The following is a 12,708-nucleotide window of genomic DNA, read 5'->3' as shown; positions in this document are numbered from 1 at the left end:
CTTGAGAAAAGGAAATGGCCCGATGTAAAACCTTTAAAGATTGTTGATTGCGCCTGACTTCGGCGTCGTCATACTGTAGATTCATCATGGTTCAACCGTCATCGTGGGTTTTGGGTACTCGACTCGGGATTTTAGGCAGGGTAAAAGACGAAGAGAGGGCTTCCTTTTTGGATTGGGCTTCTGCCAAAATGGGGTTAATATCAAACCAACGACCGGAGTCGCGATCGCGGTATTCAAACACGAACATACTTCGCAATAAATGTTGATAGGCGGCCTCGCCTCTAACATTTTTGGTCTCATGCACTTGATTAAGCAGTTCCCAATCCGTCGGGGCGATCGCCAGTATCAAGTCGTTCCGCCGTTCCGAAATGACAGTTTCAATCGTTTCTCGACCAAAAGGCGGGTCTTCTTGTTGTAAACACCGATAAATCAACCCCAATAAATTTCGCACATGGCCGCCACTAATCCGGCACAAGCGGTCTAAGGTTTCCGCACTATCAAAGACTTGGGTAATGAAGTCTAGCCGTTCTGAGGGTGTCAGTTCAGGAAATGCCCGGGCCAGGACCATTTGCCGGAGTAACTCTAACCCTTCGATAAAGTCTTCCCCATCGCGCGATCGCACCGGCACCATTGGCAGCACTTTCGGGGCCACCCCCGCCCCCAATCGACTTTTGAGCGATTCAGATTCATGGGAAAACATTAAAGAGAGGGGAATCGTATAAACTAAATGACATTTGAGCTTGCGAAGTTGTTCACCGCGATCGACAAATAGGTATTCCGTTTGCGATCGCCCAGAAGGTAACGGTCGATTATCCACACGATCGAGGTTATCCACAATCACCACTAACCCCCGTTTGTCCCGACGTTGCAACTCCTGAGTTGCAGCGGTGAGAATATCCTCATTAATCGATTGTAAAATCCCACTGGTACGGGGTTCTAAATATTGCCGTAATTGCGTTCGCAGTTTAGGACTTTCTTTCGCTTGGCTGGTAATTTGAGCGATAGAAATCGCTAAATCCGCCGTGGGATCAATATCAATGGGCGCTTGCCAGACCTCAGTAATTTCTTTAAACAGCTTAGTAAAATAGCTAGAGGTCAGAGGAATTCCACTGACGGCGAGATTTTCCGTCACCTGTCTGGCGATCGCAAGCAAAATATCGGAAATATCCACATCGGCCATTTCCAAGTCCCGAGAAGATTCAAAATACACCACATGAAATTCTGCCTCTTCCAATTGAGACTTTAACCGCAACAACTCCGTGGATTTCCCACAGCCAATATGTCCCGTAAATAACTGACAAGTGGGAATATCCGGAGACAATCGGGTAATGGTTCTGCCCAACTCCTCAATTATTTTACCCCCTCGGACCCCGGAAAAATCAATATAATACGGTCTATCCTCCGGATTTCCAATGGATAGCGTCTTACTGGGGTTACACGCTTGATAAAATTTTCTCAAATTAATTTCCATCACCCTTGCCCTTGGTTTTTGAACTGGGTAGAAGCCACTAATCCCCTGAAAGAAAAACCGAAACCGTCAACACTTCTAACATTAACAGCAAATGGGTTTTTTTCCCATCAGGGTTTTTCAGCAAGGAAGTCCGTCCCTACCCCAGTTACGTCCCCGTACTCCCGGGCAGAAACTAACCCCCCTAGGGTATCGGTATAGTGGCAAGACCACCGGGTTTCCTCATAAAATCTCTACCCATTCGTCACCAGTCTTGACCTGACATCCCGGTTTCTGATGTGATGGTTTAAATCTTCAACCTATGTTCTGGGGGGTTTCCCCTCTGCTCACTCTCCGTTGGCCACGGTGAGTCCCAGTTTCAGGTATTCAGGTTCAGTTCTTTGCCTCTGGGATGCAAGCTGTAGAGACTTTCTTCCACGCCACAACTCGCCTTTTATTTCCTCAAAAGAGCAGTCGTGCAACCCTTTTGATAGAGGTCCCGTCAATGTTTCGATCGCTAGAGACCATCATGCTTTTATTGCTCTGAGCTCAATTTAAACGGGATGAGCTTGTCTTGTCTACACCCCGGACGGCGCACTCAACCCTCACTGTTTGTTTTCCGGGTTTAAAGCATCTGGAAAACCGCCGCCATTTTGCCCTAGTCCGGAGAACATTTATTCAGGATGCGATCGCCCCTGTTTATCCCCTTTCCCGAGGTTTCTGCTCAAGTTCTAACCTTCCTGATGAAGCGATGAATTGTTCCTTGGTGAATCAACCGGAATCCCGTGACTCCCAGCTTATTTACAAATCCCTAATAACTCACATTTTCCCGGTTGTTCACCCCTAGCGGCCACCAATAATTCCATCGACCTAGGCTCGTCCTGCGTCACCAGAGCATTTGGTTGCTGCCCTAAAAATAGTTCAGGGTCAGGAGACTTTAACATTTCATCTCTAGCAAAGGTATTGCTGCCCGTCGTAACGAGAATGGGTAGGGCAAATAATAGACTCAACAGTTTGGTATTCATCAGTTTAGTATTCATCATCTCAATCATCTCCTGGGATAGGTTAAACACCCTCTTTTCTTCCTCGACTTTTTTACTGTTACTTAAGTTGCTATTTCTGATTATCTCTCCCAAGGTCAGGATTTTTCATCTGCCTTGGGTTAGGACCTGGAAATACTCTAATTTAGGAAAACCTCGGCAAAAATTCACTGATTCTTTTTAGGCTTCCTCCCGGGGATGAAGCCACTCGATTCAGGGAAGGCTTTTACACCTTTCGGTGCAGTCGCCACGCTTTGCAGTCCTCCTCAATCCAACTCCCTTAATTTTGCCCTTGTTTACATCCAAAATAGGAGGAATAGAGTGACAGTTTCGACAATGGATTGTCCCGTTGCGTTCACACTCCTCCTGGAGAGCGCTCCGATCCTCCTACACCAGGGATAACCTTGACTCCAGTACCGTTAATCCATTGGTTTCTCACGCCCCCTTATGATCTCGGCTGAGGCGATCGCACCTCGATTCTTAACTGAGGACAGGACGAAATGTGGCACAGTCTCCGCCCACAAATTAACCCCGCTTACGGAACTCTATCTTTATTGTACCAAAAATGGAAATCCTTAACCCTAACAAGATAAAATCACTCGCCCCAATCGGCTAACTCAAAGGGAATATTCTCCCCGTAACTTGAAGTAGGGTGGGTTACCTCCCCCAAAATGGCCGAACTCCTACCACAAAGGTTAGAAACCGGCTTTCTTCACACAATCTGGAGCAATCCGTAATACACCCGGGCGAGAAACCGGGTTTCTTGTCCCCTCGCACTTCGTCTTAAACCAACGTCCCCAGAACTGAGCCTTTCCATCCCCCTGTCTGGCACACTCTACAAGGTCATCTGCAAAAATCCGGGCTGGTCCAGTAACAAGCGAGATTATAATTTCTCATTGACATTCAGCGGATCTAACCCTTCCCAGACTTTCGAGATGCCATGTCTCAAGAAATACTCGCAACGTTCCACATAGAAACGCGCCGCTTGGTCTTGGGGATTATTTTCTAATACCTTTTTAAACAATTGATGGGCTTCAGCAAATTTTTCCCCTTGATATAAAACAATCCCTCGCTCGAATTTAGTCCGAGAGCCTAGCTTCGTATCAATCAAACTTTGAGGATAGCAATCTAGCACTTCAAACACCGCCACTGAGTCTTTTTTGCCTTTGACTTGAACTTTGCCTAAAAACCGATAATTGTACTTGGTGGGGTCATCCAAATGAATCAAAGTTTGGCCGCTAATCACGATAGCAGCCCCATACAATTTCGTCAGTCCTTCCATGCGAGAGGCCAAATTCACCGCATCAGAAATCACCGTGGTTTCCATGCGTTGTTCTTCCCCGATGGTCCCCAGCATCAAGCTGCCTGTATGTAATCCAATCCCAATGGCGATCGGCATATAGCCGCTCTTTTGGCGATGCACGTTATAAATCATCACCTGTTTTTGCATCTCGATCGCCGCCCGCATGGCATCTTCTGCGGTATCTGGAAAAAGCGCCATCACCGCATCGCCGATATATTTATCAATAAACCCATGATGATTTCTAATCACCGGACCCACTCGGCTCAAGTAAGAATTAATAAAGTTAAAATTCTCACGAGGAGACATCCGTTCCGAGAGGGTAGTAAAGGAGCGAATATCCGAGAACAGAATCGTCATATCTTTCTGAACCTGATCCCCCAATTGCACATCCAGAATGGTGTCATACCCGAGGAACTGAATAAACTCTCGGGGTACAAAGCGGGCATAAGCCAAGTTGATTTTAGACAGTTGGATGTGCATTTTAATCCGCGCCAACAGCTCATTTTTGGAGATGGGTTTGGTCAGATAATCATTGGCCCCGGATCCAAAAGCTTCCATCATGTCCGAGGCTTGATTTCGGGCGGTTAACAACACCACAGGTAACTCATTGGCGGGGAACTTTTCGCGAATTCGCTGACAGACTTCATAGCCGGTCATTTTCGGCATCATCACATCCAGCAAAATCAAATCGGGTCGCAAGCCATTTTCCAGTTCTGCTAAGGCTTCCGGGCCATTACTCGCCGTGGCGATCGCATAATTTTCTAAAGACAGATGATTGACGAGCACTTGTAAATTAATCGGTTCATCATCCACGATTAAAATTTGGAACTCGCCATTACTCCGGATCCGCCACCCTTCCACAGGGGCGATGGGTAAGGCGATCGCTGGGATATCTTCTTCCTCGACAACGGGTTCGGAGGGTTCAGGCAAGGGAATTTCGGGAGTCTGAACCTGGTTTGCCGAGATGGGGAGGGTAAAGGTAAACCGAGACCCTTCTCCCACCCCAGACTCCACCCAGATTTTCCCCTCATGCAGTTCCACGAGTTGCTTGGCGATCGACAATCCCAACCCCACACTCCCGTAAGCACGGAGTGAGGTCCCATCCCTTTGCTCAAACAGTTCAAAAATCTGACTTAACTTACTTTGGGTAATCCCAATCCCCGTATCCGATACGGTAATTGCTAAATATAAATGTTCGTTTTCCGTATTCGCCGCAGGACGAGTCACTTTTCCTTGGAGGATGGAACGGGGATATCTCACACGACTCCATCCCCCATCCTCTGTTTCTGTCTCTTCGTCTTCACTCATCAGTCCTTCTTGTCCTGATAACACCATCGCCGAAACTTCAATGGTCCCGGAATCTGTATATTTGATGGCATTACCCACTAGGTTATGGAGAATCTGCTGGACTCGGTTTTCATCGGCATCCACCAGGGGAACATTTTTCCCCACTGCATTCACCAGTTTCAGGGATTTGGTCCCCACCAAGGGTTGACAGATAGTGAGGACGACATTGGTAATTTCTCGCATTCCCAAGGGTTTAAGGTCAAGTTGGATATTTTTATGCTTGAGCTTGGAAAAGTCGAGCAAATCCTGGACCAATTGCGCCAGAGTTTGACCACTAGAGACGACGAGGGAGAGATTGGCGCGTTGCAACTCGCTGAGTTCTCCGGTGGCCCCATCTAACATGGATTCGGTAATTCCGATAATTCCATTCAGGGGAGTGCACAGTTCATGGGAGGTACTGGCGAGAAATTCATCTTTGAGTTCATCGAGGTCTTGCAAGGCCCGATTTTTGGTTTCCAACTCTTCCGATGAGGTGAGTAAGTTGGTATAGAGGCGAGCATTTTCAATGGAAATCGCTGCTTGGGAGGAGAGCAATTTGAGGACTTCCAAGCGGTCCTGGCTAAAGGCCCCGGTGGTGATGTTATTTTCTAAGTACAGAAGGCCGATGAGTTTGCCCTGATGAACGATGGGCGCACAGAGGATGGATTGGGGTTGATAGTCGATAATATATTGATCCTGGATGAATCGTTCTTCGGCGATCGCCTCTTTAATCACCACAGATTCCTGAGTCCGGGTGACATAGTTGATGATAGACAGAGGTAGGCGACTGCTGTTTTCCACCGGGATATGCTGGCCGATCATTACTTCCGTTTCGTGGGTGGTTCCAGTGGCTTCAATATAGAGTTTATTGTTGGTTTCTAAAATTAAGGAGATGGTTTCTGCCCCCGCATTTTCCATTAAAATTTTCATCAGCTTTTTGAGCAGATTATCCAGGACGATTTCCCCATTAATCGCAGCGGAGGCTTTGACAAATGCGGTTAAATCCAGTAAACCTGCATGAGAGCCTGTAGTCGTGGAAATGGTGGTGGTGGTGCTCATGACTCCCCCGCCCCCTTGTCCCTCCAGACTCCCTCGGGCGATGGAATGGGAATAGGCGGCATCTAGTTCGCTGACTTTGCGAGTTGCGCCCCAACGCAGATAGGCATAATAGGCTTCGGTGATATAGGTGGAGGTGATTTTGTGGAGGTTGAGTTGCTGATAAAATTCTCCTGCCCGTTCACAGGCGATCGCCGCTTCATGAATGTAGCCATATTTGCGGGCAGATTTGATGGCGCGATCGTAATGGGTCATCGCCGCCACTTTTCGTCCTAAAACCCGGGCTTTTTCCGCCTCAACCAATTCATACTTATGTCGATAGTTTTGCGGCGCGTGTAAGGCCCATCGCTTCATTTTTTGCTGGGCCAGTTGGACCCGCACCAACCCTTTGATTTTCTGGGCAGGTGTCCCTTGTGGATAGAGAGCAAGTAAGGCTAAAGATTGGTAAAAATTGTGTTCATTAACACTCAGTAACCCGACCACGCCATGTTGATAATTCTCTGCTAATTTTGCATAATAAACAGCCCGTTCATATTCCCCAAATAAATAACATAATATAGTTTTGGCGAGATAGGCCGCAAATACCGACATGGTATTGTTAGATTCAATCAAGGTGGGTAACAGGGTTTCTTCCTCAAAGCTGTCTCCACTTAAGAGGCAGGGATTGGGTAATTCTCCTTGTAAGTTAAGGATGAATTGTCGCCAAATCCGCGCATAATGCACATGAAAGTCTAACTTAAGTTGGACCATCCAAGCAATATAATGGTCAGACTCAGCAGCCACGGCATCCAGGGGTTCTCCCCGAAATAAATTATGGTTGCAATAATGCAGGGCGGCGTGTCCCGCCCATTCGATATCCCCGGTTTCTAGGCCATCAGTAAAGGCATTTTTTAAGGGGGCGATGGTATCCTGGAGGGGGATTTTGGCGTGTTTGATATGGGCATAGACTAAATCCCCCACCTTCGCTTTCATGGTTTTATCGTCAAATTGCTCTAACAGTCGTAAGGCGAGTTCCCCACTGCGATCGCCTCCCTTAATATCTGACCAAGAACCATACAACAGCACCCCATAAAACCCATAAGCAAAGGCAGAAAGCACAGAGTTTCCATGCTTTACACAGAGGTCTATCATGGTATAGACCACCAGATGCAGCATATTCACCGAAGAAACATAAGCCGCTGGGGTCATGGCTACTAAAATTCTCAGGGCGGCCAACTGTTCCGGATTGCTGATATGTGGCAAGGCCGCTAAATCTTCAATGCTCTTGTTTTTGAGAATCCATTTTGTGCGGATTACGCCCCAAATCCGATGGAATTGATTCGGCTGTTTCGGCAGGGTTATTCCTAACAGTTGAAGAACCATCGCCCCAGTATTAATGGCCTTCTCCATTTGATTCTGAGAGACATAAGATTGAATTTTCTTTTCGTAGATATCAATCTTTTCTAATAAGGTTCGGGTATTTTTGAGGGCATCCTGGGCCAGGTAGTTGGCTCTTTCATAATTTGCGACTAAATATTCGGCTTCAATTAATTCATTGTAGAGATTTAATGTAAATTCATATCTGGAAATCCAGCTATCTTCGGGGAGTAACTGAAGGGATTTTGATAGATATTTAACCGCATTTTCATAAGCCATTGTCGTCTTGGCTTTTTGACCGGCTAGGAAATTTAGGTGAGCGATTTTACTGCTTTCGGATTGAGAAGCGATTAAACTCAAGCCGATGTTCAAATGATTGACAATTTCAAACAGCTTTTCTTCCCGTTCTTCGGCGTTGCAATGTTTAAGCAGGAGCTTTCCTACTTTGAGGTGAACCTGTTGTTTACGTTCGTCGGAAATCAGAGAATAGGCGACCTGGGCCACGCGATCGTGCAAGAACTGATAGGCGACCACTAAGTTATCCACCGGCAAGGCCACGGGTTCCTCATTGCCAAAAATTAAGGGGATTTTATAAGTATTGGCGACGGGTAAAATTAACCCTTGCTGTACCGCGTACTGGAGGTCTGTAGCGGTAGCGGAGAGGGATTTTTCATTGACGAGGGATAGAATATCAATATAAAAGATATTCCCGATACAAGCGGCAACTTGTAAAGCCTTTTGGGTGGATTCGGGAAGCTGTTGAATTTTATTGACCATTAAATCCACCACATTATCAGTGATGGAAAGTTGCTCAATTCTGGGAAGATCCCACTCCCAACGCCCGGCACTGAGGTTACAAACTAACAGATTCTCTTGGATTAGGGAATTAAGCAACATCCTGACAAAAAAAGGATTGCCATGAGTTTTTTGGTGGATGAGTTCTGCTAAGGGTCGCGATCGCACCGTGGGACAGCTAAGGGTATCGGCAATCAGTTGGTTAAGACATTCGATATTTAAAGCTTCTAGGGCAAGGGTGGTGATCCGCACTCCGGACTGTTGAAACCGCCGGATCATTTGGAGTAACGGATGGCGAGGGCTGTCGATTTCGTTTTCGGGATAGGCTCCAATCAGCAATAAACATTGGCGATCGGAGGCGGTGACGATCGCCTGTAACAGGGTCATCGATGCCGCATCCGCCCAATGCAAATCATCTAAAAATAGCACCAGAGGATGTTCTTGAGTCGTAAAAACGCTCAAGAATTTTTGAAAGACGACACTTAACCGATTTTGCGATTCCGAAGGCGGTAGAACCGGAACTGGGGGCTGTTTGCCAATAATGAGTTCCACTTCCGGAATCAAGTCAATAATCACCTGACCATTTTTACCCAGTTGCAATAAAATTTGCTCTCGCCATTCGGTGATTCGGTCTTCACTTTCGCTTAAAATTAGACGAATTAATTGCTGGAAGGCTTCAATCAATCCGCCGTAGGGGATATTGCTTCTATACCGCTCAAATTTTCCCGAAATAAAATAGCCGGTTTGTCGGATCAGGGGTTGGTGCATGGCCTGAAGTAGGGCCGATTTTCCCACCCCGGAATAACCGGAAATTAGAACAATTTCACACGATGAGGAGGAGATTTCTCCGGTTTTATCCGGTCCAGAAATGGCGGAAATGGCGGGGGCTTTGCGGCGGATTCTCCAGTAGGCTTCTTGGAGTAGGGACAGTTCGCGATCGCGCCCATAGAGTTTTTCAGAAACGAGCAATTCCCCGGATAAATCCGCCGTCCCTAGGGCGAATTTCGTGATTTTGCCCGTTTCGTTGAGTTGAGTCAAACAGGTGCGCAGATCCCCTTTAAGTCCGTAAGCACTTTGATAGCGGTCTTCCGGGTTTTTTGCCAACAGTTTCAGCACAATATTAGAAACCGCCCGGGGAATTTCGGGCTTAACTTCCGTCAGGGGACGGGGATTTTTGGCTAAATGGGCATGGACAATTTCCATCGGATCTGTCCCTTTAAAGGGCAGTTCTCCCAGGAGCATTTCATAAAAGGTGACCCCGAGAGAATAAAAGTCGGACCGATAATCCAGTTCACGATTCATCCGCCCGGTTTGCTCTGGGGACATATAGGGCAAGGTTCCCTCGATCGCCCCGGGATTGAGGGCCTTTTGGACGATAGAAATACTAAAATCTGTAATTTTAACTTGCTGGGTTTTTCCCTGAATAATAATATTTAAAGGATGAAGGTCCCGATGAATAATATGGGCGTTATGAATTTCTCCTAAAATTTCCGCCAGTTGGATGGCAATCTGTAAAAATTCTTTTAAATTTAAGCGGATTCCCGTCAAATAGTGTTTCAGGGAAACCCCACCCATATCTTCTAGGACGAGGGCAAGCTGATTATATTCAAAGGTTTCCAAGGCATACACCTTGATAATCCCCGAACTGTTCAAATTTCGGGTAATTTCATATTCATGGTGAAGTTTAGCCAGTTCCTCCGGGGTGGGGTACTCGGCTTTGAGCAGCTTGAGGATCACTCGTTGGTCGTCGAGTTCTCGTTGAACTCGATAAACAATGGTGTTGATACCTTCGTAAATTTTTTCAATGATGGTGTAGCCTTTAAGCGAGATCGTCATGAGTCTCAACAATAGTCAATAGGTAGGCGTTAGAATGAAAAATGTTTGATCCCCAGTTCAACAGTGTCTTGTTTTCCCGGACTGACCCCCCTGGAGAGCTCAATTAAAACTGAGACAATTGGCGGAGGTAAACCCTTGATATGCCCGGTCTGGATTTTGTTTCTCTACAGGGGGTTGGCTAAACCCGCACGCTCAAGGGTGGGGCTATACTAACAAAGCCTCCACAAGCCAGCGCACAGAGCAAACAGGTCTTTGACAACCGGATTTGGGATCACATCCCATTGAGACTGACTCTCCTGATTGAATCATCGCACCCCACCCTAGGGCCATTGTCATGGACGCTCACCGCTGAATCGGACCCAAACGGCTTCTTTTGACTTGAGCGAAATTATCCGGCGCTTTATGACCGGGCGTAGGAACACCAACCCTGAGAAAACCACTGTAGAAGCTGCACCCCGTTGCTCTCAACATCAAGATTCATTCATTGGAGTCATCAGAATCTCTATTGTTATGATAAGACGCCTTCGAGAGGTTTTCCTCCCCCCGGGTTTTGACTCGGGGGAAGAAAAGCTCGGGGGGAGGATGAGGGCTCGAAGGGAAAGCATTCTGACACACCCGCTTCCCGATCGCGCTTTGAATGTAGACTCACCTGATAGTTGGCCTCGGTGACAACCCCGAGCACAGGGTAGCAGTTACCATCCCCACCTGCTCACTGATTTTAAAGGTAATTTTGTGACTGTGCTAGAACCCGGGTGAAATATTTGCCAGAAGGGGGCTAATTTTGAGGCGATCGGGGATAAAACGGGCCGATCGCCTCTCCCTGGATCGCAAAGGGGTGCGAGTTTTCGCACCCCCTGAAGACTAGCTGACATCAGACTCCCGGTTCAAGACTCTCGGACTCGTGAGGAGGGGGTCCAGGATGGACGACAAGTGCCTCCGGTGCAATCGAGATGGAGTTCATGCCAATACAGGGTGGGAATTGCCCACCCGCGATCGCCTGCGTGTTCCTCTCCCAACCAGCGGTTTTCTAAATAATCATTCGGCGATTCATAGCGATGAGGATGCCAATAGGGAACTGTCAAGGACCCATATCCCTTGCGATACTCTTCCGAGTCAATCAAGGCCGATACCATTGCCCCCACACCATGTTCCACCAGTAACCAATCACATTCGCGGATTTCCGCTTCATCATGGGGCGATCGGCCTAAAAAATGCTTAAACGCATTCTCAATAAACTTGACATTGGAACTTTTCTCATAGAAACTTTCCAAATAAATTGAAGACACGGCAATACTCTTCAAAAAATGCCGAATCCCAATTTTTCCCTTGATAAATTCTTTTTCTAACCCCGCTAGTTTTTTCCGTTCAAACTGATAAGGTTGCCGTTCTAAGACTTGATTGTAAATTTGTCGCAGAACCCCTTCTCGTTCTTCAACCGAGGCGTTCTGCTTCATCGTCACTGGCTCTTGTAAGCTCATGGTCTGCTCCTCTATTTGGATAAACCGAGTGGGAGATTAATCCCGATATGTTGAGGACTGAGGCTGTTTCCTGCTCACTGAAACTGCGTCTCTTGTCCCCGGGATGGGATACCGTCTTCAATAATTAGGACCAGAAACCGGCTTTCTTAACATAATTAGGGGCTATAGAGTTTCCCACGGTTATGAGGTACATTTGGGGAGTGGGAGCATCTTGAAAAGCTATTGCCAAGAGCGAACAAGATGCTCCCACTCCTCTAAATATCTGTACTTCATGAGTCCACCGAACCGCTAGAGTTACTAATTCTCAGCATTTTGGTTAACCAACCCGGTTTCTAACCTTTACTTTACCCTTGGACTAGGTGGCCATCGCCGGTTTCTGAACATTTGCCATCAGTTTCGGCGGAATATCTAATGCCTCAATCATCCGATTAATATAAGGATCAAGGTACTGATTGGCACTACTGGGTAAATGAGCATTCGTCGTTTCTTTCAAACAACGATAGGCTACCCCACAGGAATTTTGTCTCTGATAGGCCGTCAAAATATTAGACTGCCACAACACCAAGGAATCATTAAAGAAGCGCGGGTCATCTTTGAGAATGGCTAAGGCACTGTATCGCATCACCTGAGTCATATCGTAATAACAGCGCTGTCCATGCTTTTGCATAATGTCTGGATGCAGGGACATAAACTTTTTCAAGGCATGACGGACCAGCAAGTCTCCCTTCTCCCGCAACATTTCGTAGGTTTTTACCCGTTCTGCAAAGGTTTGCAGATACCGTTTCATCCCTTGTAAATCCCCGGGACTCAGATACTGCCCTTCGTTTTCGTTAATCAGTTCTTGTAATTTTGAATTGATAGCTTGCATTCCATCCCCCTCTTACTGAACCCCCGATCAATTTCTATGTCTATTGACACTCCCCGGTCTAAAGACACGGGGATTCTTGCACAGCCTTAGACCAAAGCCTAATTCTGATGGGCGCTGCTCATTGTGCCTCTAATAAGTCCGCTCAAATCTAATTTGAACTTTCCCTTTACGTTTAGCTTGCGAAGGATATTGGCAGCACCATT

5 protein-coding genes are annotated in these 12,708 nt (G+C 46.9%); all 5 read right to left on the bottom strand.

The features are described 5' to 3' along the window. Positions 1-91: 91 nt before the first annotated feature. Positions 92-1,471, bottom strand: a complete 1,380-nt coding sequence (locus tag J0895_RS14570; protein WP_207088793.1) for a P-loop NTPase family protein — start codon at positions 1,469-1,471, stop codon at positions 92-94. A gap of 773 nt (positions 1,472-2,244) precedes the next feature. Further along, positions 2,245-2,490, bottom strand: coding sequence for a hypothetical protein (locus J0895_RS14565; protein ID WP_207088792.1), 246 nt, complete (start codon positions 2,488-2,490; stop codon positions 2,245-2,247). An 880-nt stretch (positions 2,491-3,370) separates the two neighbouring features. After that, the gene (locus J0895_RS14560; protein WP_207088791.1) at positions 3,371-10,159 is read right to left on the bottom strand and encodes an AAA family ATPase; all 6,789 of its coding nucleotides are present in this window, start codon (positions 10,157-10,159) and stop codon (positions 3,371-3,373) included. An 884-nt stretch (positions 10,160-11,043) separates the two neighbouring features. Next, positions 11,044-11,637: a phycobilisome rod-core linker polypeptide gene (locus J0895_RS14555; protein WP_207088790.1), complete on the bottom strand. Its 594-nt coding sequence runs from the start codon at positions 11,635-11,637 to the stop codon at positions 11,044-11,046. A 355-nt stretch (positions 11,638-11,992) separates the two neighbouring features. Further along, positions 11,993-12,505, bottom strand: a complete 513-nt coding sequence (locus tag J0895_RS14550; protein WP_207088789.1) for a globin family protein — start codon at positions 12,503-12,505, stop codon at positions 11,993-11,995. Positions 12,506-12,708: the final 203 nt, after the last annotated feature.

Source organism: Phormidium pseudopriestleyi FRX01, from assembly GCF_017313335.1.
GTDB lineage: Bacteria > Cyanobacteriota > Cyanobacteriia > Cyanobacteriales > Laspinemataceae > Laspinema > Laspinema pseudopriestleyi.
Note: the sequence above shows the minus strand (reverse complement) of the source record. Positions and strands in the feature narration are given on the sequence as shown.

Coding starts and splice junctions, on each gene's coding strand:
- J0895_RS14570 (WP_207088793.1), bottom strand. CDS start 1,471: ATGGAAATTAATTTGAGAAAATTTTATCAAGCGTGTAACCCCAGTAAG.
- J0895_RS14565 (WP_207088792.1), bottom strand. CDS start 2,490: ATGATGAATACTAAACTGATGAATACCAAACTGTTGAGTCTATTATTT.
- J0895_RS14560 (WP_207088791.1), bottom strand. CDS start 10,159: ATGACGATCTCGCTTAAAGGCTACACCATCATTGAAAAAATTTACGAA.
- J0895_RS14555 (WP_207088790.1), bottom strand. CDS start 11,637: ATGAGCTTACAAGAGCCAGTGACGATGAAGCAGAACGCCTCGGTTGAA.
- J0895_RS14550 (WP_207088789.1), bottom strand. CDS start 12,505: ATGCAAGCTATCAATTCAAAATTACAAGAACTGATTAACGAAAACGAA.